Origin of the sequence: Aminobacter sp. LjRoot7, from assembly GCF_964252895.1 — a bacterium.
Lineage (GTDB): Bacteria > Pseudomonadota > Alphaproteobacteria > Rhizobiales > Rhizobiaceae > Aminobacter > Aminobacter aminovorans_B.
In genome coordinates this window covers 189,679-211,829 of sequence record NZ_CAXUPX020000002.1, presented here as the reverse complement: position 1 = coordinate 211,829, position 22,151 = coordinate 189,679, and the positions used below count along the sequence as shown (strand labels likewise).

21 protein-coding genes are annotated in these 22,151 nt (G+C 64.2%); 7 read left to right on the top strand and 14 right to left on the bottom strand.

Translation table 11 applies throughout. The features are described 5' to 3' along the window. The first annotated feature begins 4 nt into the window (after positions 1–4). Positions 5–1,213, top strand: coding sequence for an MFS transporter (locus tag ACSQ3E_RS06730; RefSeq protein ID WP_310323095.1), 1,209 nt, complete (start codon positions 5–7; stop codon positions 1,211–1,213). Positions 1,214–1,258: 45 nt separating this feature from the next. Here the strand turns inward: ACSQ3E_RS06730 and ACSQ3E_RS06725 are convergent, their stop codons facing one another. The 3 genes from ACSQ3E_RS06725 to aroC all read right to left on the bottom strand — a co-directional run bounded on the left by ACSQ3E_RS06725 (position 1,259) and on the right by aroC (position 4,661). Next, the gene (locus tag ACSQ3E_RS06725) at positions 1,259–2,242 is read right to left on the bottom strand and encodes a hypothetical protein (RefSeq protein ID WP_310323093.1); all 984 of its coding nucleotides are present in this window, start codon (positions 2,240–2,242) and stop codon (positions 1,259–1,261) included. A 102-nt stretch (positions 2,243–2,344) separates the two neighbouring features. Continuing rightward, positions 2,345–3,442, bottom strand: coding sequence for a 3,4-dihydroxy-2-butanone-4-phosphate synthase (ribB, locus tag ACSQ3E_RS06720; RefSeq protein WP_436122097.1), 1,098 nt, complete (start codon positions 3,440–3,442; stop codon positions 2,345–2,347). A 118-nt stretch (positions 3,443–3,560) separates the two neighbouring features. Continuing rightward, positions 3,561–4,661, bottom strand: coding sequence for a chorismate synthase (gene aroC, locus ACSQ3E_RS06715; RefSeq protein ID WP_436122096.1), 1,101 nt, complete (start codon positions 4,659–4,661; stop codon positions 3,561–3,563). A 263-nt stretch (positions 4,662–4,924) separates the two neighbouring features. On the opposite strand from aroC, the gene ACSQ3E_RS06710 reads away from it, so the two are divergent. After that, on the top strand, positions 4,925–5,173 hold the full coding sequence (locus ACSQ3E_RS06710) for a DUF1344 domain-containing protein (protein ID WP_310323087.1): 249 nt from the start codon (positions 4,925–4,927) through the stop codon (positions 5,171–5,173). Between the two features lie 20 nt (positions 5,174–5,193). Here ACSQ3E_RS06710 and ACSQ3E_RS06705 read toward each other — a convergent pair whose 3' ends face one another. The 4 genes from ACSQ3E_RS06705 to ACSQ3E_RS06690 form a co-directional block, all read right to left on the bottom strand. After that, entirely contained in the window at positions 5,194–5,781 is a 588-nt protein-coding gene (locus tag ACSQ3E_RS06705; protein WP_436122095.1) for a histidine phosphatase family protein, read from the bottom strand. Positions 5,782–5,802: 21 nt separating this feature from the next. Next, a complete protein-coding gene (gene fabI / locus ACSQ3E_RS06700; RefSeq protein ID WP_067964622.1) occupies positions 5,803–6,621 on the bottom strand; it encodes an enoyl-ACP reductase FabI in 819 nt (272 codons plus the stop codon). 127 nt (positions 6,622–6,748) lie between these two features. Further along, positions 6,749–7,699 carry a DnaJ C-terminal domain-containing protein gene (locus tag ACSQ3E_RS06695; protein WP_310323084.1) on the bottom strand — a complete coding sequence of 317 codons (951 nt, stop codon included), beginning with the start codon at positions 7,697–7,699 and terminating at the stop codon, positions 6,749–6,751. A gap of 87 nt (positions 7,700–7,786) precedes the next feature. Then, a complete protein-coding gene (locus ACSQ3E_RS06690; RefSeq protein ID WP_310323083.1) occupies positions 7,787–8,185 on the bottom strand; it encodes an RT0821/Lpp0805 family surface protein in 399 nt (132 codons plus the stop codon). 108 nt (positions 8,186–8,293) lie between these two features. Between ACSQ3E_RS06690 and pdxH the strand changes: the two genes are divergently transcribed. After that, a complete protein-coding gene (gene pdxH, locus ACSQ3E_RS06685) occupies positions 8,294–8,911 on the top strand; it encodes a pyridoxamine 5'-phosphate oxidase (protein WP_310323082.1) in 618 nt (205 codons plus the stop codon). 229 nt (positions 8,912–9,140) lie between these two features. Here pdxH and ACSQ3E_RS06680 read toward each other — a convergent pair whose 3' ends face one another. Both ACSQ3E_RS06680 and ACSQ3E_RS06675 read right to left on the bottom strand, forming a co-directional pair. Continuing rightward, a complete protein-coding gene (locus ACSQ3E_RS06680) occupies positions 9,141–9,893 on the bottom strand; it encodes a crotonase/enoyl-CoA hydratase family protein (RefSeq protein WP_436122094.1) in 753 nt (250 codons plus the stop codon). A gap of 23 nt (positions 9,894–9,916) precedes the next feature. Next, positions 9,917–11,695, bottom strand: a complete 1,779-nt coding sequence (locus ACSQ3E_RS06675; RefSeq protein ID WP_436122093.1) for an acyl-CoA dehydrogenase — start codon at positions 11,693–11,695, stop codon at positions 9,917–9,919. Positions 11,696–11,983: 288 nt separating this feature from the next. Between ACSQ3E_RS06675 and ACSQ3E_RS06670 the strand changes: the two genes are divergently transcribed. Further along, the gene (locus ACSQ3E_RS06670; protein WP_436122092.1) at positions 11,984–13,189 is read left to right on the top strand and encodes a glycoside hydrolase family 25 protein; all 1,206 of its coding nucleotides are present in this window, start codon (positions 11,984–11,986) and stop codon (positions 13,187–13,189) included. A 24-nt stretch (positions 13,190–13,213) separates the two neighbouring features. Here ACSQ3E_RS06670 and purD read toward each other — a convergent pair whose 3' ends face one another. Next, on the bottom strand, positions 13,214–14,491 hold the full coding sequence (gene purD, locus ACSQ3E_RS06665; RefSeq protein WP_436122091.1) for a phosphoribosylamine--glycine ligase: 1,278 nt from the start codon (positions 14,489–14,491) through the stop codon (positions 13,214–13,216). A gap of 135 nt (positions 14,492–14,626) precedes the next feature. On the opposite strand from purD, the gene ubiA reads away from it, so the two are divergent. Beyond that, the gene (gene ubiA / locus ACSQ3E_RS06660) at positions 14,627–15,610 is read left to right on the top strand and encodes a 4-hydroxybenzoate octaprenyltransferase (RefSeq protein ID WP_436122090.1); all 984 of its coding nucleotides are present in this window, start codon (positions 14,627–14,629) and stop codon (positions 15,608–15,610) included. A gap of 6 nt (positions 15,611–15,616) precedes the next feature. On the opposite strand, the gene ACSQ3E_RS06655 is transcribed toward ubiA, so the two are convergent. The 3 genes from ACSQ3E_RS06655 to ACSQ3E_RS06645 form a co-directional block, all read right to left on the bottom strand. Further along, on the bottom strand, positions 15,617–16,183 hold the full coding sequence (locus ACSQ3E_RS06655; RefSeq protein WP_115733131.1) for a DUF6101 family protein: 567 nt from the start codon (positions 16,181–16,183) through the stop codon (positions 15,617–15,619). A gap of 168 nt (positions 16,184–16,351) precedes the next feature. Continuing rightward, on the bottom strand, positions 16,352–17,782 hold the full coding sequence (locus ACSQ3E_RS06650; RefSeq protein WP_436122089.1) for an FAD-binding oxidoreductase: 1,431 nt from the start codon (positions 17,780–17,782) through the stop codon (positions 16,352–16,354). A gap of 16 nt (positions 17,783–17,798) precedes the next feature. Then, on the bottom strand, positions 17,799–18,767 hold the full coding sequence (locus tag ACSQ3E_RS06645) for an L-threonylcarbamoyladenylate synthase (RefSeq protein ID WP_436122088.1): 969 nt from the start codon (positions 18,765–18,767) through the stop codon (positions 17,799–17,801). Positions 18,768–18,939: 172 nt separating this feature from the next. On the opposite strand from ACSQ3E_RS06645, the gene ACSQ3E_RS06640 reads away from it, so the two are divergent. Both ACSQ3E_RS06640 and ACSQ3E_RS06635 read left to right on the top strand, forming a co-directional pair. Beyond that, complete coding sequence (locus ACSQ3E_RS06640; protein ID WP_436122087.1) at positions 18,940–19,353, top strand: hypothetical protein; 414 nt, start codon at positions 18,940–18,942, stop codon at positions 19,351–19,353. Positions 19,354–19,428: 75 nt separating this feature from the next. Further along, the gene (locus tag ACSQ3E_RS06635) at positions 19,429–19,812 is read left to right on the top strand and encodes a hypothetical protein (RefSeq protein ID WP_436122086.1); all 384 of its coding nucleotides are present in this window, start codon (positions 19,429–19,431) and stop codon (positions 19,810–19,812) included. 29 nt (positions 19,813–19,841) lie between these two features. On the opposite strand, the gene glyS is transcribed toward ACSQ3E_RS06635, so the two are convergent. Then, positions 19,842–22,133, bottom strand: coding sequence for a glycine--tRNA ligase subunit beta (gene glyS, locus ACSQ3E_RS06630; RefSeq protein WP_436122085.1), 2,292 nt, complete (start codon positions 22,131–22,133; stop codon positions 19,842–19,844). Positions 22,134–22,151: the final 18 nt, after the last annotated feature.

Below are 22,151 nucleotides of genomic sequence, written 5' to 3'. Positions count from 1 at the left end.
TCCTATGCGTAATCCCTATAACGAAATCTTCAAGGCGCCCGGCGCCAAGGCGTTCTCCGCCACCGGCTTCATCGCGCGGCTGCCGCTCGCGATGATCACGCTCGGCATCGTCACGATGCTGTCGGAAACCCACGGCGAATATTGGCTCGCCGGCGCGGTGGCCGCGACATTTGCGTTTTCCAACGCGCTGATCGCACCCCAGGTATCGCGACTCGTCGACCGCTACGGCCAGCGCCGCATCCTGATCCCCGGCACCATTGTCGCCGTCGCGGCGCTCTCGAGCCTGATGCTTGCAACCCACTACCGGGCGCCGAACTGGACGCTGTTCCTGTTTGCCATCCTCGGCGGCACCATGCCGAGCATGAGCGCTTTCGTACGCGCACGCTGGACCCAGATCTATCGCGGCTCGCCAAAACTGCACACGGCGTTTGCTTTTGAATCCGTCGTCGACGAGGTCATCTTCATGACCGGCCCGATCGTTGCCATCGGCCTCAGTGTCGGGCTGTTTCCGGAAGCAGGCCCGCTTGTGGCCACGACGCTTCTTGCGATCGGCAATTTCCTCTTTGCTGCCCAGAAGTCGACGGAACCGCCGGTCCACGCCCAGGACAAATCAGGCGGCAAATCGGTCATCTGGCTCGGCTCGATGCAGATCCTGGTGCTGACGCTGATCGCCATCGGCGCCATCTTCGGCACCGCCGAAGTGACTGCGGTCGCCTTCGCCGAAGCCCAGGGCGACAAGGCCTCCGCCGGCTTTGCACTGTCGGCTTATGCCGCCGGTTCGCTGGTCGCCGGCCTCGCCTTCGGCGCGTTGAAGCTCAAGCTTGCCTTGCCGCGCCAGCTGCTGCTGGCAATTGCCCTGGCAGCGCTCACCACCTTGCCACTGATGATCGTCGGCAGCATCCAGACCCTGGCAGTGGTGCTGTTCGTCGCGGGCGTTGCCGTCTCGCCGACCATCATCATCTCGATGGCGCTGGTGGAAAAGATCGTGCCGTCGTCCAAGCTCACCGAAGGCATGACCTGGGCGATCACCGGCATCGGCATTGGCATGGCGGCAGGGTCCTCGGCATCGGGCTGGTTCATCGACAACCTCGGCCCGACCAGCGGCTTCTTCGTTTCGATGCTCGCCGGCTTCATCGCCCTGGTGATCACCCTTGTCGGGCAAGGCACCTTCCGGCGCTCGACATCGAGCCTCGTACCGGCTCCGGCCGAGTAAACGGATCAAGGCACGGCGCGCGAAAGCGGGCCGTACCTTTCACGTTCAGACGTTCTTTGCAGACCCGTCCCAGCGCGACGCTTCGCCCGAGCCGAAGGCCTTTTCCTTGAGTTCCCGGAACTTCGACGACGCCTCTTCCAGCTTCCTGTCCCATTCCGGATTGGGCACCTGGCCTTCGATGACCTTGAAGTAGACCTGCATCAGCGATGCCACGGCAAACGGCTCGATCAGCGCTGACTTGAACGCCCAGGCAAAGACGATCGCCAGCACGAAAGCCCAGCCGCCCATTTCGCCAGGCATGAAGTAGAGAATGGCGCCTGCGGGTGCGAGCATGAATAGGAAGATGAACAGCGACACCACCCAGACGACGAGCGACAGCCAGACCGCATTCTTGATCATGGTCGAGCCGTTCTGGGCATAAAGCACGACGCCCTGCCGTGCGCTCTGCCAGGGCGAATTGCTGCCGATACGGATGTTGTAGCCGAGGATGATCTCGTCGACATAGGTCAGCGACATGCGGACGATGGTGTTGAGAAACCGCACCAGGCCATCGAGGCCGGGGATCGGCAGAAAGGCCGCAATGCCACCGATCAGTCCGGTAATGGTGCGGATCACGCCCTTCACCAGCTGGTCAAGAACGAACAGCACGCTCGCTTCGGTGAAGCGCTCGGTGACGACCTCGCGGGCATAGGAGATCTGGTTCTGGCCGCCCGGAATGTCGCGGCCGTCGATCAGATGGACCATGACCGCGATATGCCCGGCCTTGACGATGTAGAGGATATACTCACGGATCCAGTAGACCGCGACCGACACCACGCCAAAGCCGGCGATGCCACCCCATACGGCGAATGAAACCGGCCCGTCAGGGTCCGTTGCGATATGGCCGACGCCGTAGCCGACGCCGGCGCCGGCTCCCATCGCCACGATGTAGGCGAGCGTGATGCCGAAATAGACGACCATGCGCAGCACGATGAACGGCCAGGTGCGTGCCATGATCGCCAGGCTCTGGCCTATGCTGAAATCCCACATACCCGACTCTCCCCTAAGAGATGGACAGGAGGATGCGCCGCAGCCGGCGGATGTCAATCATCCCGGGGGTGGATCAATCACCCCCGCTGGTCGCTGCCGAAATCAGCGGATTTCGGTCTTGGAAATGCGAATGCCGAAGCCTTCGAGGCCGACATAGTGGCGTTCGCGCGAAGCGACCAGGTTGATCGACGAGATGCCGAGATCCTTGAGAATCTGTGCGCCAAGGCCGATCTGGCGCCATTCGTCTTCGCGGCGGCGCGCCTCTTCGTGATCCTCGCGCTCCGCTACCGGGCGGTTGCGACCGAGATTGGAGACGCCGACCGAGCCCTCGCGCAGATAGACGATGACGCCGCGCTTGCACTCGCCGAAGGTCTTCATGATATCGGCAAGCTTGTTGCTGGTGCCGAACACGTCGGTGACGACGTCCTCGGTGTGGAGGCGCACCGGCACTTCCTCGCCGTCGCGGATGTCACCGAAGACGATGGCGAGATGGTGCATCGAGTCCCACGGCAGCGTGTAGGTGATGGCCTTGGCCTTGCCGGCCGGGGTGTCGATGTCGAAGGTGCTGACGCGCTCGATCAGCGTTTCCTGGCGCTGGCGATAGGCGATCAGGTCGGCGACGGAGACCTGCTGCAGCCCGTTCTTCTCGGCAAAGGCCGCGACCTGCGGACCGCGCATGACCGTGCCGTCGTCATTGACCAGTTCGGAGATCACGCCGACCGGCGGCAGGCCGGCGAGCTTGCAGAGGTCTACGGCGGCTTCGGTATGGCCCGAACGCATCAGAACGCCGCCTTCGCGGGCGATGAGGGGGAAGATGTGGCCTGGGCGGACAAAATCCGAGCCGCCGACATTGCCATTGGCAAGGTTGCGCACGGTCAGCGTGCGGTCGTCGGCCGAGATGCCTGTCGTGGTGCCGTGCTTGAAATCGACGCTGACGGTAAAGGCCGTGGTGTGGGCGGAATCGTTATCGGCGACCATCGGCGTCAGGTTGAGGCGCCGAGCGTCTTCCTTGAGCATCGGCGTGCAGACGATGCCCGAGGTGTGGCGCACGATGAAGGCCATCTTCTCTGCCGTGCAGTGGACGGCGGCAACGATCAAATCGCCTTCGTTCTCGCGCCCGTCATCATCCATGACGACCACGATCTCGCCGCGCTCGAAAGCGCGCAGCGCTTCGACAACTTTCTTCTGGTCGTATGGCATGGCGTGGTCACTCGGTGCGTGTGGTTGTTGTGGGGCAGATTAGGGCATTAAGGCAGTGAGGCAGTAGGCTTTTTTGTAGGCAGAGCGAATTGCTCTGCTGACGTCGTGCCCTACGCGCCTAAATCCTGCCCGTCTGTCCGCGGTGGCGCAGGTAATGGTCGGCGATCGCGCAGGCAACCATCGCCTCCCCGATCGGCACGGCGCGGATGCCGACGCACGGATCGTGGCGTCCCTTGGTCATCACGTCGACGTCCTTGCCGTCCTTGTCGATCGACTTGCGCGGCGTCAGGATCGAGGAGGTCGGCTTGACGGCGAAACGGGCGATAACGTCCTGTCCGGTCGAAATGCCGCCCAGAATGCCGCCGGCATTGTTGGACAGGAACAGGGGCGTGCCGTCATTGCCCATGCGCATCTCGTCGGCATTCTCCTCGCCTGTTATCCGCGCAGCCTCGAAGCCGTTGCCGATCTCGACGCCCTTGACGGCGTTGATCGACATCAGGTTGGAGGCGATGTCCTGGTCGAGCTTGGCATAGATCGGGGCGCCAAGGCCTGCCGGCACGCCTTCGGCGACGATCTCGATCACGGCACCGACCGACGAGCCCGACTTTCTGATGCCATCGAGATAGTCGGCAAAGACCTGGACCGAGGCAGCATCAGGCGTGAAGAATGGATTTTCGGCGCTGCCGATGAAATCCCAGTTCCAGTTGGCGCGGTCGATCGACTTGGTGCCCATCGACACCAGCGCGCCGCGCACCACCAGTCCCGGCACGATCTTGCGGGCAATGGCGCCGGCAGCAACACGCGCCGCCGTCTCGCGCGCCGACGAGCGTCCGCCGCCGCGATGATCGCGCAGGCCATATTTGACGTCGTAGGCGTAGTCGGCGTGGCCAGGGCGATACTGCCGCGCAATCTCGCCATAGTCCTTCGAACGTTGGTCGACATTCTCGATCAGCATCGAGATCGGCGTCCCCGTCGAGACGAGGGTCTCGCCGTCGTCGTCCGTGATGACGCCCGACAGCACCTTGACCTCGTCGGGCTCACGGCGCTGGGTGACGAAGCGCGACTGGCCTGGCTTGCGCTTGTCGAGCTCGTCCTGGATGTCCTTCAGCGTGAAGCGGATACCGGGCGGGCAGCCGTCGACGACACAGCCAAGCGCCGGCCCATGGCTCTCACCCCAGGTGGTGACGCGAAACAGATGGCCGAAGGTGTTGTGCGACATGCAGGCGGACCTTTCCGGATATGGCCGCGTTCTAACGCATGCCCCTGAAAAGTAAAATTGCTTTTCGACCCCGAACCCTCCACCGACGGGCATCTTTTGCGCATCGGCATGGGCTCGGCGCGGTCAATTGGCTGCATTAGCAGTGGTCAAACCGTGATCGCAGCAGTTTTAGTTTTGACACATTCGGTTGGTTTCTGCTTCCTTCCAACCGCTCGTTAACGTTTTTGCCTCGCCTTGCGGGGCGCAGAAAAAAGAGGACGACAATGCGTACCCTTATTGGCGCCGTTGCCGCCGTGCTCATCATGTCTGGCGCTGCGCTCGCTGCCGAAGCCGAAGGCCAGGTCAAGTCGGTCGACAAGGAAAAGTCCACCATCACGCTTTCCAACGGCAAGTCCTACAAGCTGCCGGGCGAGTTCGATGTCGAGAACATCAAGCCGGGTATGGACATCCTGCTCGCTTACGACGTCGTCGAGGGCGAGAACCTGATCACCGACATGGAACTGCCGCAGTAATAGAAATCGGGCCGCCGGCTTTACAGCCAGTCGAGGCGGCCATCCTGCACTCTCAGCACGCGGTCTTGGGGAATCTCCAGGGCCGCGGCTTTGTTTTTGGGCAGGTCTTCCACCAGCCGGAAAACCGCCCGCATCACGCCGCCATGGGTGACGCAGACCGTCGGCTGGCTGATCTCGACCAGCCACGGGCGGATGCGGCAGGCCAGCATCTCGTAGCTCTCGGCATCTTCGCCGGGCGGGACGAAATCCCATTTGTCGTGTTGGCGTGCCGTGCTGGCGCCCGGCAGGCGCGCTTCGAGTTCGGCGAAAGTAAAGCCCTGCCAGTCGCCGAAATTGACTTCGACGAGGCGCGGGTCGGTCCGGTAGGCCATGGGATCGAGCCCCATCGCCCTGCGCGCCCGCTCCATGGTCTCGCGGGTGCGCCGCATCGGGCTCGCAACGAAGTCGAAGGCCGCGGGATCAGGGATCAGCTCGGCGAGCCGGCCGCCGTTGCGGTCGGCCTGCTCGCGCCCGACCGCATTGATGTCGATATCGGCCTGCCCCTGCAGACGCTGCTCGGCGTTCCATGGCGTCTGGCCATGTCGGACGACGTAGAGAAGCGGGGTCATGGCGATGCTGTTCGGGAAGGATCAGTCCTTAACGGCAGCGATGTCAGGCGCATCCACGGCCTTCATGCCGACGACATGGTAGCCGGAATCGACGTGATGCACTTCGCCGGTGACGCCACGCGACAGGTTCGACAGGAAATAGAGCGCGGAATCGCCGACCTCCTCGATCGAAACGGTGCGGCGCAGCGGCGCGTTGTACTCGTTCCACTTCAGGATGTAGCGGAAGTCGTCGATGCCGGACGCAGCAAGCGTCTTGATCGGGCCAGCGGAGATCGCGTTGACGCGGATCGCCTTCGGGCCGAGGTCGACAGCGAGATACTTCACGCTCGCCTCGAGCGCTGCCTTGGCAACGCCCATGACGTTGTAGTTCGGCATCACCTTCTCGGCGCCGTAGTAAGTCATGGTCAGCATCGAGCCGCCATCGGTCATCAGCTTCTCGGCGCGCTGGGCGACAGCCGTGAAGGAATAGACCGAGATGTCCATGGTGCGCAGGAAGTTGGCATGGCTGGTGTCGACATAGCGGCCGGTCAGCTCGTCCTTGTCGGAGAAGCCTATGGCGTGGACGACGAAGTCGAGCTTGCCCCACTTCTTTTCCAGCGTCTCGAAGCAGGCGTCGATGGTCGCCATGTCGGTGACATCGCAATGCCCGCAGACGAAAGCGCCGATTTCGGCGGCCAGCGGCTCGACGCGCTTCTTCAGGGCATCGCCCTGATAGGTGAACGCAAGCTCGGCACCCTGGTCGGCGCAGGCCTTGGCAATGCCCCAGGCAATCGATCTGTTGTTGGCGACGCCGAGAATAAGGCCGCGCTTGCCGGCCATCAGGCCCTGTCCACCCGCCATATGAGCGCACTCCAATGCTTTGACTGTTTTGCAGAGCCTATCGCATAGGCAACCTGCACCTTCAAGCTTTCATGCGACCTTCGTCGCAGCCAGGGCCATGGACTGTGAAGATGACGCAAGCCTTGCGTCAGTCGGGGGACTTGCGCAGCAATTCCTCAAGTGCCGCATCGCCGCCTTCCGGCAGCATGACGCGGACATGGGCATAAAGGTCGCCATGGCCACCTGCCTTCTCGGGCAGGCCACGGCCCTTGAGGCGCAGCACCTTGTCGGAACTCGACCATTCGGGGATTTTCACCGCCAGCCGGCCGGTTGGCGTTTCCACCGCCGCCTTGGTGCCAAGTACCGCCTCCTTGAGGCTCACCGGCAGGTCGACATGCAGGTCCCTGCCCTCGACGCGGTAGCGTAGATGGCGACGAAACCTGATCTTGACCAGCGCGTCGCCGGCGCCGCCAAGGCCCTGCTCACCCTGCCCCTTGAGCCTGATCGTCTGGCCGTCCTCGACGAATTCCGGCAGTTTCACCGCCATCTTGCGGCCATCGGGGAACATCGCCGTTACCTTCGGCGCGGTCGCCGCCTCCTCGATGGTGACATCAAGCGTGACATTGACGTCGCCGCCCGGTTGAGCGCGCTGGGCACCTGGGCCACCGCCCATGCCGGCGCCGGCAGCAGAACCGGGGCCGCGCTGGCCAAAGGAATCGCCAAAAATCTGGCTGAAGATGTCGCCGGCATCGAAGGACCCACCGCCCGGGCCGCCGGAACGGAATTCGAAGCGCGAACCGCCTGGGCCAGCCTGCTGGCGGCGGAAGCCGCCAAATGGATCGCCGCCTGCAGCGCCTTCGAAGCCATGGAAGCGCGCCTTGCCCTCGGCGTCGATTTCGCCGTGGTCGAAAGCCGTCTTCTTCTTCTCGTCGCCGAGAATCTCATAGGCTTGGTTGGCCGCGGCAAAGCGTTCCTTCGCCTTCGGATCGTCCGGATTCTGGTCCGGGTGGTGCTTCTTGGCGAGCTTGCGGTAAGCCGCCTTGATGTCCTTGGCCGAGGCGTTCTTGGCAACGCCCAGCACCTCATAGGGGTCGCGCATGCGTCAATCCACAACAGAGAAAAGGGTTTGTTCCTTCCTATATGCGCTTGGCTAGGAAGAAATTCCAGAGGCTGAAAGCCGCAACCGTCAGGCCGGCGAGAAAGACAGCATCTGCCAGGTACCGGACCCGGCGGCGCAGACCTCGCCCTTGAACAGGCTGACCCCGTCGAAGCTCTCGCGCGAAACGGCGAATTCGCGGCACAGCACGCCACGTTCCTTGCTCTCGACAAGGGCCGTGATCGCGCCGCGCGAGCCCGTCTCGGCATTGGCCCAGGGAATCGCCTGCCCTCTCAGCTCGTCGACGTCGGCGGACGAAACCGCGTTGCGGATCGTCGTCTCGTCGGACAGTCGATTCGCGTCGGTGGTCCTGTTGACGTCGTCGGGAACCTTGCTTGTAACGAGGCTGCGGTCGACTTCCGCCTTTTCGAGGCTGAAGCCACCGGCACCGCATGCGCTGATCGTCGTCAGGCCAAGCAGCAGCAGCACCTTGAAGGATCGGAACCCGAATTGTGGGAGGCAATGGCCCTCAAAGGCTTGCGCGAAGCGCGACAATAGGCATTCTCCCGGTCGTAATTGGCAGGTCGAGTAAGAGCTATGACGGACTCAGAGTTAACAAGCGGTGACTTCACGGAGGCTGCGGAGCCTTTCCAGCTCTTTGCCTCGTGGCTGAAGGACGCCACGGCCAGCGAACCCAACGACCCCACCGCGCTGGCGCTGGCGACCGTCGATACCGACGGACTGCCTGACGTGCGCATGGTGCTGCTCAAGGGATTCGACGAACATGGCTTCGTCTTCTACACCAATTTCGAAAGCGCCAAGGGTCGGGAAATCCTCGCGACCATGAAAGCAGCGATGTGTTTCCACTGGAAATCGCTGCGCCGCCAGGTCCGCGTGCGCGGCCCGGTTGAAATCGTCACCGATGCCGAAGCCGACGAGTATTTTGCCTCGCGCCCGCGCGGCAGCCGCATCGGCGCCTGGGCGTCGAAGCAGTCGCGCCCGCTCGAAAGCCGTTTCGCGCTTGAAAAGGCCGTGGCCGAGTACACGGCTCGCCATGTCATCGGCGAAATCCCGCGCCCGCCGCACTGGTCGGGTTTCCGCATCGTGCCGAGCCAGATCGAGTTCTGGCACGACCGCCCCTTCCGCCTGCACGACCGCGTCGTCTTCACCCGCGCTGCCGATGGCGGCTGGGACAAGGATCGGCTCTATCCGTGAGGGCTTAGCCTGCCTCGAATGAGCAAGGCACTTTTTCGGAGGCTGAGCGCAAGGTGGATGTCCCCCTCGCCCCGTCCTTCACGGGGAGAGGGTAAGGGTGAGGGGCAATCTTACGCGCTCGCGCTGCCCCTCATCTGCCTGCCGGCATCTTCTCCCCGTGAAGGCCGGGGAGAAGACAGCTGCCCGCAGCGCCCGTGCCACTTCTGCAGACACTGGCTAAGCGCGACCTTCAGCCCTTCTTGCGTGTCATGAAGGCAACGAGTGCGGCACGCGCCTCGTCGGACTTGAGCCGGGCGCGGAAATGCGCGCCCTCTTCCTTGATGCGCTCGACGAGTTGGGTCCGGTCGCCGCGCATCAGGTCACGCGCGATCTTGAGCGCCTCCGGCGGCTTGGCGGCGATGTCCGCTGCGGCCGCCAAGGCCGCTGTTTCCAGCTCGTCTTCCGCAACGACCTTGTAGATCAGTCCGGCAGCCAAGGCGCGTTCGGCCGGGAAGCCCTCGCCCAGCCCGAGCAGCGCAAAGGCGCCCTGCAGGCCAAGCAGCTGCGGCGCGATCAGGCTCGAGCCTGCCTCGGGCACCAGCCCAAGATCGACAAAGGGCGTGCGGAAGATCGTGCGCGGCGTGGCGAAGGTCAGGTCGCAATGCAGATTGATCGTCGTGCCGATGCCCACCGCAATGCCGTCGACGCCCGAGACGACAGGCTTTTCGGTTCTGGCCAAAGCGAGCAGGAAATCCCACACCTCGCCGCCGCCCTCGCCGCCCGATGCGATCACCATAAAGTCGGCCAGGTCGTTGCCCGACGAAAACGCTCCGGGCACGCCGAGAAAGACGTGGCAGCGCACGGCTGCGTCCTTGTCGCCGGCGACAAGTGCCGCCGCCATCTCGGCATACATGGCGCGGGTGATGGCGTTCTTCTTGTCCGGACGATTCATCCGGATGATCTGCACGGCGCCTTGCCGTTCGATGAGAATGTGGTCGGTCACGTCGGTCCAGTCCCCCAGAAAAATTACGCCGAGATCAGCGCCGTGGCGGCGGCGGCAAGGCTTGCCGTGCCGCCGGTGATGCGGTCCTTGAGTGCTGCGGTCTCGCCAAGCAGGTTTTCGGCAAAGAAGCGGCACAGCGCGATGCGCCGCTCGTCGCCGTCAGCGAGTGCCGCGCGCGCCAGATAGGCCCCGCCGGCGACCAAGGAGAACAGCCTGAGATATGGCGTGGCGCCGGCCAGCACATCGTCCGTTCGGCCGTCGCCAAGCTGCCTCTGCAGATGGCGCGTGACGCCCTGAAGATCGTCGAGCGCCTGCTCGAGAATAAGTGCGGTGCGGCCATAGGCTTCGCTGTTCATCGCAGCGACAGCAATGGCCACGCCATCGAGTTCGCCAATATAGCCGAAGACATGTTCGCCATTGCCGAGCGGCAGCTTGCGGGTGACGAGGTCGATGGCCTGGATGCCGTTGGTGCCCTCATAGATCGGGGCGATGCGGGCATCGCGCAGAAGGGCTGCCGCACCCGTCTCCTCGATGAACCCCATGCCGCCATGGATCTGCACGCCAAGCGAGGCGACATCGACGCCCACATCGGTGGAGAATGCCTTGGCCAGCGGCGTCAGCAGGTTGGCGCGGTCCCGCCAGTGCGCCTTGTCGGCGCCGGTCGACACCCGCGCCATGTCGATGGCATGGGCGCAGGAATAGGCGATGGCGCGCGCGGCCTGGGTCAGCGCCTTCATCGTCAAAAGGTTGCGCTGCACGTCGGGGTGATGGACGATCGGCGCCATGCCCTCGCCGGAATAGGACGACGCCTTGCCCTGACGGCGCTCATTGGCATAGGCGAGCGCCTTCTGGAACGCCGTCTCGGCAACCGCCACGCCCTGGATGCCGACCAGCAGGCGGGCATTGTTCATCATCGTGAACATGCAGGCGAGCCCGCGGTTTTCCTCGCCGATCAGCCAGCCGACGGCGCCGGGCTCGCGGCCCTTGGCGAAGCCGTCGCCATAGATCATCGTGCAGGTCGGCGAAGCGTGGATGCCAAGTTTCTCCTCGATACCCGAGCAGAACACGTCGTTGCGCGCACCCGGCGTACCGTCATCGTTGAGCAGGAATTTCGGCACCAGAAACAGCGAAATGCCGCGTGTGCCGGCCGGCGCATCGGGCAATCTGGCCAGCACCAGGTGGACGATGTTGTCGGTGAAATCGTGCTCGCCATAGGTGATGAAGATCTTCTGGCCGAAGATGCGGTAGGTGCCATCACTCGACCGCTCGGCACGGGTGCGCAACGCGGCGAGATCGGACCCGGCCTGTGGTTCGGTCAGGTTCATTGTGCCCATCCACTCGCCGGAGACGAGCTTTGCCAGATAGGCTGACTTCAGGTCTTCCGATGCATGCTTTTCCAGCGTCTCGACGGCGCCCATCGACAGCGTCGGGCCGATGCCGAAGGCCATCGAGGCCGAGTTCCACATTTCGAGCGTCGCCACGCCCATCATCGTCGGCAGGCCCTGCCCGCCATATTCCTCGGGGCCGTTCAGGCTGTTCCAGCCACCTTCGGTCCAATGCTTGTAGAGCTCCTTCCAACCCGGAGGCATGGTGACGGCGGCATCGTGGAGCTTGGCGCCGATTTGGTCGCCGACCTTGTAGAGCGGCGCCACCTCGTCGCTGGCGAAGCGCCCGGCCTCGCCAAGGATGGCATCGACGAGATCCTCGCCGAGGTCACCGAAGGTGCCGGCATCGATGGCCGCCTTGAGGCCGGCAACATGCTTCAGCGCGAACGCTATCTCTTCCACCGGGGCGCGGTACATGATGCTTCCTCCTGCACCTGACGATCTGCTGTGCGGCCTCACCACCGCTTGGCACGCACACTAGCCGCCTTCCCGAGGCAAGGGGAAGTGACTTTTTACGTAAACGTCAAATTTCTGGCCAGCCTTTTCGCCGAAGCCGTCGGCTTGCCCACCATCGGAAACACGCGAGTTAAATGCACGCCAGCAGCCTCGCCCGCGCCGAATCCGCTCGAATAGCGCCCCAATCGGCCTCAAAAGCTATCGCTTTCAACCTGAAGGCGGTGGAGACGCATCAGCATTTCCTTAACCATGGCGGTCCACGATCGGACATCGATCACCGAGGATCGCCTTTTGAGGGGACTGGCGTCTAGATTTCATCGCCTCGCGCTTGCAGCGCTCACTGCCGCTTGGGTGAGCCACGTCCCCGCGCCTGCCGCGGCTTCCGACTTCTCCGAACCATGGAAGAAGGCCGACCGAGCGCTCGTCATCGACGCCTACGAATACAATTCTATCGACTGGCAGAAGCTGGCAGGCGACAAGCGCATCGTCGGCTTCATCAACAAGGCCTCCGACGGCCTGCCGCCGGCTTACGCTTGCTCGGGCGATGAAACCGCCTACAGGCTGTGCAAGGCGCTGTGGAAACGCCATGCGGTGGCCCGCGAGCTGTTTCACACCCGCAAGGTCGTCGCCAAGGCGCTCGGCCTAAAATGGGGCGCCTACCATCTCGCCCGCCCCGGCAATCCGATCGAGCAGGCCGAAAACTTCCTCGACTTCGCCGAACCCGGCCCCGACGACTTGATGGCGATCGACATCGAGGAGAACGACCCGACCAAATGGATGTCGCTCGAGGACGCCGAACTGTTCGTGCGCCACATCTTCCTGCGCACTGGCCGCTACCCGATCCTCTACACCAACGGCACGACCTCCAAGTACATCGCCGACAACCGCTACCGCTACCGGCTGCTGTCGCGGCTGCCGCTGTGGTATGCGCGTTACAAGCCCGAGATCGGCATTCATTTCCCGAAGGGCAACTGGCAGCGTTATTCGCTGTGGCAATTCTCGGCCCAGGCCAATTGCGGCGAACGCCGCTGCCCCTACCGCGTCGCCGGCACCCCCAACGACATCGATGTCAACGTCGCGCCAATGGACGCCGAAGGCCTGCGCAACGTCTGGCCATTCGGCCAGCTTGTCGAAACGACAGACGACTTCATGCTCAATGTTCCGGTGCCGATCGCCAGGGATGACGGGCTGAAGGGCGAAAGCCGCATCACCTATGCCTCGGTCGCCTATCCCGTGCGTCTCGACTTGCTTGCCGAAACACTGCGCTCGAGCTGGGACAAGGCTGTGCTCGGCGCGCTTCCGGCGTTCAAGCCGGCACCCAGCCGTTACATCAACGGCATGGCGGAATTCGCAGCACTGAGGCGCGACGAGCTGATGCGCGTGGCCAGCCAGAACGCCACAAGGCTCGATCCGGTCGCCACCGCCTCGACCGAGAGCGACCGCGCCGAGCGCTAGTCAGTCGCCCTAGCGCCCAGCCGATTATTTCTGCTGTTCGCGCTCGACCGCACGCCAGCCGATGTCACGGCGGCAGAACCCTTCCGGCCAATCGAGCCTGTCGACGGCCGCATAGGCCTTCTGCTGCGCCTCGCTGACGTTGCTGCCCGTCGCCGTGACATTCAGCACGCGCCCGCCATTGGCGATGATCTTGCCGTCGTTAGTCGCTGTGCCGGCGTGGAAAACCTGGGCGCCAGCGGCTTCCGCATTGTCGATGCCCGAGATGACCGAGCCCTTTTCCGGCGTGCCCGGATAACCCTTGGCCGCCATCACCACCGTCAGCGCCGCCTCGTCGCGCCAACGCGCCGAGACATGCGACAGCTGGCCATCGGCGGCGGCATTGAGCAGCACGAGAAGGTCTTCCTTCAGTCGCATCATCAGCACCTGGCATTCGGGATCGCCGAAGCGTGTGTTGTATTCGATCAGCTTCGGCCCCTGGTCGGTCAGCATCAGGCCGGCGAACAAGACGCCCGAGAACGGTGCGCCCATCTCAGCCATGCCGCGCATCGTCGGCTCGATGATCTCGCGCATGGTCTGCTCGATCAGTTCCGGCGTCATGACCGGTGCCGGCGAATAGGCGCCCATGCCACCGGTGTTCGGCCCTACATCGCCGTCGCCGACACGCTTATGGTCCTGCGCCGTGCCGAAAGGCAATGCCGTCTTGCCGTCGCAAAGGCAGAAGAAGCTCGCCTCCTCGCCGGTCATGAATTCCTCGACCACGACAGATGCCCCGGCACCGCCGAAAGCGCCCTCGAAACAGGCGTCGATCGCTTCCAGCGCTTCGTCCAGCGTCATCGCCACCGTCACGCCTTTGCCGGCGGCCAGGCCGTCGGCCTTGATGACGATCGGCGCGCCCATCTTCTCGACATAGGTGCGGGCGTCACCCGCATTGTCGAACCGGCCATAGGCAGCCGTCGGAATGCCGTAGCGGGCACAAAGATCCTTGGTGAAGCCTTTTGATCCCTCCAGCTGCGCCGCCACCTTCGAGGGACCGAATACGCGGATGCCAGCAGCGCGCAGGTCATCGCCAATGCCGGCAACCAGCGGCCCCTCGGGGCCGACGACGACGAGGTCGATCGCCTTGTCCTTGCAGAAGGCGACGACCGCTGCGTGGTCGGCGACATCGAGCGCCAACAGTTCGGCTTCCTGGGCGATGCCGGGATTGCCCGGCGCGGCATAAAGCCTGGTCAGCATCGGCGACGCCGCAAGCTTCCAGGCCAGCGCGTGTTCGCGGCCGCCGGAACCGATGAGCAGGATGTTCATGCGCTTGACCTCTTGCCGATGCTTGATGTGATGCACCCGCTAGTGGCCGAGGCGGGCGAGGTCAAGCTGCAGCGCAGCCAATCGCGGACAAATCGTCCGCTTGACGCCTGCCCACGCCGCTGGCACTCCCATGACATGGAACAGATCCAATCAAAAGCCGGCCAGGGCCGGGTCGCCGACGCACCATCGGGTCACTGGGTTTACCGCGCCTTGCCGCGCGGCCTGTGGCCCTATGCCCAGCTCGCGCGCTGGGACCGGCCGATCGGCTGGGTGCTGCTTTTGTGGCCATGCTGGTGGTCGGCAGCGATGGCGGCGAGCGCTTATGCGCGGCCGGGCGACAGCCTGATGTCGCTGCTGCCTTCGCCATCGTTCCTGGTGTTGTTCCTCATCGGCGCCATCGCCATGCGCGGCGCCGGCTGCACCTATAACGACATTGTCGACGAAGGCATCGACGCCCAGGTCGAGCGCACGCGCTCGCGCCCACTGCCCTCGGGCCAGGTCAGCCGCCGCCAGGCTTGGGTGTTCCTCGTGCTTCAGGCACTTGTCGGACTGGTGGTGCTGTTGCAGTTCAACAGCTTCGCCGTTCTGCTCGGCATCTCGTCGCTGGCGATCGTTGCGATCTACCCATTCATGAAGCGTATCACCAACTGGCCGCAATTCGTGCTCGGCCTCGCCTTTTCCTGGGGCGCGCTGATGGGCTGGGCGGCCGAGTTCGGAGACATAGACGGCCCGGCCGTGCTGCTCTATTTCGGCTCGATCATGTGGGTGATCGGCTACGACACGATCTACGCCCACCAGGACAAGGAAGACGACGCACTCGTCGGCGTGAAGTCGACCGCTCGTTTCTTCGGCGAAAACACCAAGTCGTGGCTGGTCGGGCTTTACGGCGGGGCGCTGATGCTGTTTGCGACGGCCTTTGCCATCGCCCAGGTGCCGATGCCGGCGCTCGCCGGCCTAGTCGCTGCCGGCGCGCACATGATCAGGCAGATCGCCGTGCTCGACATCGACGATCCCGACCAGTGCCTCCGGCTGTTCAGGTCGAACGGCCAGGTCGGCTGGATCATCTTTATCGGCCTGATCTGCGGCGGCGCCTGGGTGGCGCTGAAGCCGCTGATCTAGATTTGCCTATGCCCGGGCGATGATCTCTTCGCCGTCGATGACGAGGCGGACACCAAGCGTGCCCGACTTGCGGCGGGCGAGGAAACGCGGCCTGCGCATCCTGGAGACGCGGCCCTTGCGGCGGTCCTGCGCCGGCAGGGTCTTGATCGCCGCGCCGAGCGACTCCTCGAGCGTGCGGGCCACACCGTCCGCCTCGATCAGCAGCATCGGCAGGCTGTAATAGTCGGCCCAGGCGCGCCAGTCGGCGGCAACGTCGTCGAGATCGTCGGCAACCAGCAGCGGCACCGAAAGCATCGGATCGTTGTGCAGCAGCTCCAGCGTCACCGTGACGTTGAGATCCTCGTCTTCCATCGCACGAGCCGCAACGCCGCGGAAAGCGCGTGCCGGCAGCGCGATCGTCGCCGGCAGGCCGCTGAGCGCCAGCAGGCGGCGGATCACCGCGCCGCGGTGATCGATGGTGAAGGTGACGTCGCCAAGGTCGTCACGCGTTGCGTAGCTGACCATCTGTGGCAAGCGGAACGGGTCGAGGCGCATGTTGCGTCCCGCCCAGACTGGCTTCAGTCCGGTGTTCATGTTGTGCCTTCCTGTTATCTCCTGAGAGCCGGTTTCCGGTCTCTCCGGACCAGTTTTCCCGGTCTCGTTAGGAAGGACACTAGCGGGGTGACCTTACCGCCCCGCTTAAGAAATTGGGTTAAATTTTGCTGATCTCAGCGATGGTTATCGGAATACCACCAGAGACCTTCAAATCGTCTTGCCGGGGTTCATGATACCGGCAGGATCGAACACGCTCTTTACCCGGCGCATCAGGTCGATGGCGATGGGCGGCGCCGTCGCAATGAGTTCGTCGCGCTTGAGCTGGCCGATGCCATGCTCGGCCGAGATCGAGCCGTTCATGGAGCGCACGACGTCGTGCACCGCCTTGTTCATGTCGCGGTAGAGCGCGAGGAACGCGTCAGCCGCCATGCCGACCGGCTGCGAGACGTTGTAGTGCAGATTGCCGTCGCCCATGTGGCCAAAGCAGACCACCCGCGCCTCGGGGCAGACGCTTGCCACGGCAATCGCGCCCTGTGCAATGAAGGCAGGGATGCCGGCGATCGGCACAGAGATGTCGTGCTTGATCGAGGCACCTTCCACCTTCTGCGTTTCCGGCAGCATCTCGCGCAGGCGCCAGAACTCGTTGGCATGGGCAACGCTTGCGGCAATCGCCGCATCGCCAACCTGCCCCGCCTCGAAGCCAGCCGAAAGAACATCCTCGATCAGCGCGCGCGCGTCCTCGGCCGAACGGCCCGACGAGATTTCCATCAGCACCTGCCAGGGCCAGTCGCCTTCCAGCGGCGGCCGGGCATCGGGAATGTGGCGCATGGCAAATTCCATAGGCAAATGGCCGATCAGCTCGAAAGCCGTCAGTGCGCTGCCGGCAAGATCCTGGGCGCGATCGAACAAAGCGAGCGCGGCTTCAGCCGACCCCAGCCCGACCCAGGCGACTTCGCGGCCCTTGGGCTTGGGATAGAGCTTCAGCACTGCCGCCGTGATGACGCCGAGCGTGCCTTCGGCACCAACGAACAGGTTCTTCAGGTCGTAGCCGGTGTTGTCCTTCTTCAACTTGCGCAGGTCGTCGAGCACCTCTCCGGTAGGCAGCACGACCTCGACGCCGAGACACAGCTCGCGCGCATTGCCATAGGCAACCACGCCGGTGCCGCCGGCATTGGACGACAAATTGCCGCCGATCTGGCAAGAACCTTGCGACGCCAGCGACAAGGGATAGAGCCGGTCGACCTCGTCGGCTGCCTTGTGCAGCACGTCGAGCACGACGCCGGCCTCGGCAATCACCGTGTTGGAAACCGGATCGATCTCGCGGATGCGGTTGAGGCGCGACAGCGACAGCACGATCTGGCCGCCGGAGCGGTCAGGCACCTGGCCGCCGACGAGGCCGGTATTGCCGCCCTGCGGCACGATCGGCGTGCCGGTCTCGGTGGCAAGCGTCATGATCGCGCTCACCTCCTCGACGTTTGCAGGGCGCAGCACCAGCGAGGTGGCGCCGGTGAACAGGCCGCGCGGCTCATGCACGTAAGGTTCGATGTCGCTTTCCGCGCGAACCGCATAACGCGCGCCGACGATGGCAGCGAAGCGTTCGGCAAGCGCGGGATCGAGGCCGGGAAGATTCTGGGTCATGTGACGGAAGCTAAGTTCAGACGTGAGGATTGTCACGAGGGGCAGCGGCACGCGCCAGCCTGTCGTTGATCGCTTCGCCAAGTTCGTCGAACGGGATCGGCTCGACAGCGATCAGTTCAGCGCCACTGCGGTCTAGCGCCTGAAGATGCGCAAAGAGATTTGTCGCGGCTTCGCGCAGGTCGCCCGCTTCGGACAGATTGAGAAAGGCGCGCGCCTGTTGCCAGCCATCGGCACGGTACGGGCCGAACCCCAGCAGCGCCTCGCCCTCACCGACGCTGTCGGCATTGAGCCGCATCGCAGCGCCCGGCGCATAATGCGAGGCAAGCATTCCAGGCGCTTCGATGCCGGCGGTCATGCCGCGCAGCAGCGGCGCGCCGGCCACCTGTTCGATTTCGCCTGCCGGAACACCGCCCGGGCGCAGCAGCCGCGCGCGACCGTCCTCGACCTTGACGATCGTCGATTCCAGCCCGACCGGCGTCGCGCCGCCGTCAACGACGAGCGGGATGCGCGCCCCGAGATCGCTCGCGACCGCTTCGCCACTTGTCGAGCTGATCTTGCCCGAGCTGTTGGCGCTGGGTGCTGCCAATGGCCGCCCGAGTCTGGCGATCAATGTGCCGCCGAAACCCTTGGGCATGCGCAGCGCAATCGTTTCGAGCCCTGCCGTCACCAGCGGGTGGATACCCGAACCGGCGCGCAGCGGCACGACAAGCGTCAAAGGTCCGGGCCAGAATTTTTCGGCAAGCTTTCGCGACAGCGGGTCGAACACACCGATGCGCTCGGCCATGGCCATGTCGGCGACATGGGCGATCAGCGGGTTGAAGCGCGGGCGGCCCTTGGCCTCGAAGATACGGGCGACGGCCTCGCCATTGGTGGCGTCCCCCGCGAGGCCATAGACGGTCTCCGTCGGAATGGCGACGACCTCGCCGGCGCGGAGCAGCGTCAGTGCCGCTTCCAGCGCCTTGTCGGCTGCGATCAGTTCCGCCACGTCTCAGCTTCCTGTTGCATGCCCGGTCCCTACCCCGCGCGGCCCTATGCGACAAGTGCGCCGCCCGCAAGATTTCAACCATTGCCTAAAATGCGCGACATCTTCGAAATCGGGCTGCAACCGCCCATCAGATACATTGCGCCTCAAGGTTGATTTCAACTCTGGGGGTCAAATGCGTCTGTTTGCTGCATTTCTTGTTGCCGGCATCGCCGTGGCCGGATTGGCTCACGCATCTTCGATCGTCATTGTCGAAGCCACTGCGGTAAGCCCGTCATCGGTCAACGTCGACGCCCCGAAATCGGCCACCAGGTCCATCGTCGCGCTCGGCGCTCCTTCGGTCGACACCGGCAAAGTCGCGGCCATCGAAACCAAACCAGCGAGCACGAACCACGAGATGGGACCTGAACTGATGGTCATTCGCGGCGGCGAGGTTGGCAGCGCATCGCCGGAGCCGTCGGCTGCCACGCCTGTCGCGGCTGAAGCCGCACCCGCCCAGCAAGCAGCGACCGGCGATCAGGCGCCCTTGCCTGTCGCACCCGACGGAGCCGCGATCGACCCGGCCAGCGCACCTGTCGAAACCGAATAGGCTGGCTTGACCGTCACGCCGCCGTTGTGCACCGTCGCGGCAACACATCGGCAAATCTGGGCAAGGTCTTGATCCATGAAAACAATGCGCACCGTCGCAGCGGGCCTTTTCGCTGCGCTCATCGTTGGAACCGGCGTAGCACAGGCCGATCAGCTCCTCGGCACCTATGTCGCGCGGATCTCCGAGAAGGATCATCAGGCCAGCGACGGCTATGCCCTCGACAGCGCCGCCCAGGTCGTGCGGCAGGACCGCGCCAATGTGCACCAGCACATCCAGACCGACGAGGAAGACGACATCGATGGCTGGTTCACCACCAAAGCCAAGCGCGTACGCTTCGAGCAGCTGTTGAACAAGCCAGGCGCGATGAACAACTCGACCCGCAACGCCATCCTCCACGGCGAGCCGCTGATCGAGGTCCAGGTCTACCGCCAGAGCGTCAAGGTTCGCCTGCTCGATTGAATGGAAAGGGCGGCTCGCGCCGCCCCGTCCTATCCAGCGATCTTGGAGAAATCGGCGACCTGGTCGGTCGCCGCGCGGATACGCGCGAGCAGCGCCAGGCGATTGGCGCGCACGGCCAGATCCTCGTCGTTGACGAGAACTTTCTCGAAGAATGAATCAACAGGTTCACGCAACACGCTAAGTGCGCGCATGGCGCCGGAAAAGTCTTCGTTCCGAATCGCTTGGGCAGCTTCGCTGACGGCCTGGTTCATCGGCGCGAACAACGCCTTCTCCGCTTCCTCGCGGAAAAGTGCCGGGTCGACGGCTTCGGCAACCGCTGTCCCCTTCTTCTCCTCGGCGGCCAGGATGTTGGCTGCGCGCTTGGTGCCGGCGAGCAGGTTCTTGCCGTCCTCGCTGTCGACGAAATGACCCAACGCTTCGACCCGGCGGGTGATGGTCAGAAGGTCGTCGGCCTCGGGCGTGATGACGGCGTCGATCAGGTCGTGGCGGGCACCGAGCTCGCGCAGATAGACCTTGAGGCGGTCATGGAAGAAGGCGATCAGGTCGGCCTTGAGCGGCGCGGCACGGTCGATCGTTTCCTTGCGCAGCTCTGCCTCATAGGCGGCAAGCGCATTGTCGACGTCCTGTTCGCCGTCGACATCGCCGCTGTCGATCGCGTCCTGCTTCGCCTCGAATGCGGCGAGCTTCTTGGCGATGGAGCGCTCGTCGAGCTGCCGCAGCGCTGCATTGAACAGCGTCTGCAACGGCAACGGACCACGCGCCGATAGGATGATCCTGACGATACCAAGTGCCGCACGGCGCAGCGCATAGGGGTCCTTCGAACCCGTCGGCTTTTCGTCGATGGTCCAGAAACCGACCAGCGTGTCGAGCTTGTCGGCCAGCGCCACCGACACCGAAACCGGATCGGCGGGCACACGGTCAGACGGCCCCTGTGGCTTATAGTGCTCCTCGAGCGCGGCAGCCACCGACGGGCTCTCGCCCTGCAGCAGCGCATACTTGCGCCCCATGGCGCCCTGCAGTTCGGGGAACTCGCCGACCACTTCCGTCTGCAGGTCCGCCTTGGCGAGCACCGCAGCACGATCGGCCAGCTTCGGTTCGGCGCCGACCAGCGGCGCGATTTCGCGGGCGAGGCCACGGATGCGCTGGACGCGCTGCCCCTGCGTGCCTAGCTTGGCGTGGAAGGTCACGCCGAGATGGTCGAGGCGCGCCATGCGCTGGTCGAGCGGCTTCTTCAGGTCGAGGCCGAAAGCCTCGGCCGACTGCTTCAGCGTATCAAGGTCAGGCAGGTCGCCCTGGTCCGTCTTCCAGAAATAGAGCGCGTCCGAAAGGCGGGCGCGCACCACCTTGGCATTACCATGCGCGATCTCCTTGCCGCCATCCTTGGCCTCGATGTTCGAGGTCAGGATGAAATGGTTGGAGAGCGCGTCCTCGCTGCCCTGCGGGCGCGTGACGAAGCACTTCTGGTTGGCGCGGATGGTCAGCCGGATGACTTCGGCCGGGATGCCGAGGAAGGTATCCTCAAACGTGCCCATCAGCACCACCGGCCATTCGACGAGGCCGGAAACCTCTTCCAGCAGCCCCTCGTCCTCGACGAGCTCGAGCCCGTTGGCGAAGGCAAGGTTGCGTGCGTCGGCGGAGATCATCTCCTTGCGGCGCTCGGCGTCGATGACGACCTTGGCCGCTTCCAGCTTGGCAGCGTAGTCGTCGAAGCGGCGCACGGTGATCGCCTCGGGCGCATGGAAGCGGTGGCCATAAGTGATGTTGCCGGAGCGGATGCCGTCGACCTCGAAGTCGACGACCACGGGCTCTTCGGTTTCAGGTCCGAAGGTGCAGACGATCGATTGCAGCGGACGCACCCAGCGCAGGCTGCCCGGCTTGGCCGAGGCCGGGCCCCAGCGCATCGACTTGGGCCAGGGGAAGCTCTTGACGATCGCCGGCACCAGTTCGGCGATGATCTCTTCGGCCGAGCGGCCGGGCTTCGAGATATGGGCGACGTAGAAATCGCCCTTCTTGGGATCGCTGTGGACATGAGCCTCGGATATCGAGGCTAGGCCGGCGCTGCGCAGAAAACCCTGGATCGCCGCTTCCGGCGCCTTGGTGCTCGGGCCCTTGCGGTCCTCGTGAATGTCCTTGGAGCGGGCCGTCAGCCCCCTGATGTCGAGCGTCAGCCGGCGCGGCGTCCAGTATTCGCGCGCCGCCTCATAGGTCAGACCCGCCTCGACAAGACCGTCGGTCAGCATCTTCCTGAGGTCGCCCGCCGCCTTGCGCTGCATGCGCGCGGGGATTTCTTCGGAACGCAACTCTAAAAGCAGATCGGGCATCGGACGGGCTCACGCGGA

Excerpts from the sequence above, each read along its gene's own strand:
- ACSQ3E_RS06640 (WP_436122087.1), top strand. The coding sequence starts at position 18,940 with ATGCGTCTGTTTGCTGCATTTCTTGTTGCCGGCATCGCCGTGGCCGGA.
- aroC (WP_436122096.1), bottom strand. The coding sequence starts at position 4,661 with ATGTCGCACAACACCTTCGGCCATCTGTTTCGCGTCACCACCTGGGGT.
- ACSQ3E_RS06705 (WP_436122095.1), bottom strand. The coding sequence starts at position 5,781 with ATGACCCCGCTTCTCTACGTCGTCCGACATGGCCAGACGCCATGGAAC.
- ACSQ3E_RS06710 (WP_310323087.1), top strand. The coding sequence starts at position 4,925 with ATGCGTACCCTTATTGGCGCCGTTGCCGCCGTGCTCATCATGTCTGGC.
- ACSQ3E_RS06655 (WP_115733131.1), bottom strand. The coding sequence starts at position 16,183 with ATGAACACCGGACTGAAGCCAGTCTGGGCGGGACGCAACATGCGCCTC.
- ACSQ3E_RS06670 (WP_436122092.1), top strand. The coding sequence starts at position 11,984 with ATGGCGGTCCACGATCGGACATCGATCACCGAGGATCGCCTTTTGAGG.
- ubiA (WP_436122090.1), top strand. The coding sequence starts at position 14,627 with ATGGAACAGATCCAATCAAAAGCCGGCCAGGGCCGGGTCGCCGACGCA.
- purD (WP_436122091.1), bottom strand. The coding sequence starts at position 14,491 with ATGAACATCCTGCTCATCGGTTCCGGCGGCCGCGAACACGCGCTGGCC.
- ACSQ3E_RS06725 (WP_310323093.1), bottom strand. The coding sequence starts at position 2,242 with ATGTGGGATTTCAGCATAGGCCAGAGCCTGGCGATCATGGCACGCACC.
- fabI (WP_067964622.1), bottom strand. The coding sequence starts at position 6,621 with ATGGCGGGTGGACAGGGCCTGATGGCCGGCAAGCGCGGCCTTATTCTC.
- ACSQ3E_RS06730 (WP_310323095.1), top strand. The coding sequence starts at position 5 with ATGCGTAATCCCTATAACGAAATCTTCAAGGCGCCCGGCGCCAAGGCG.
- glyS (WP_436122085.1), bottom strand. The coding sequence starts at position 22,133 with ATGCCCGATCTGCTTTTAGAGTTGCGTTCCGAAGAAATCCCCGCGCGC.
- ribB (WP_436122097.1), bottom strand. The coding sequence starts at position 3,442 with ATGCCATACGACCAGAAGAAAGTTGTCGAAGCGCTGCGCGCTTTCGAG.
- ACSQ3E_RS06695 (WP_310323084.1), bottom strand. The coding sequence starts at position 7,699 with ATGCGCGACCCCTATGAGGTGCTGGGCGTTGCCAAGAACGCCTCGGCC.
- ACSQ3E_RS06675 (WP_436122093.1), bottom strand. The coding sequence starts at position 11,695 with ATGTACCGCGCCCCGGTGGAAGAGATAGCGTTCGCGCTGAAGCATGTT.
- ACSQ3E_RS06650 (WP_436122089.1), bottom strand. The coding sequence starts at position 17,782 with ATGACCCAGAATCTTCCCGGCCTCGATCCCGCGCTTGCCGAACGCTTC.
- ACSQ3E_RS06635 (WP_436122086.1), top strand. The coding sequence starts at position 19,429 with ATGAAAACAATGCGCACCGTCGCAGCGGGCCTTTTCGCTGCGCTCATC.
- pdxH (WP_310323082.1), top strand. The coding sequence starts at position 8,294 with ATGACGGACTCAGAGTTAACAAGCGGTGACTTCACGGAGGCTGCGGAG.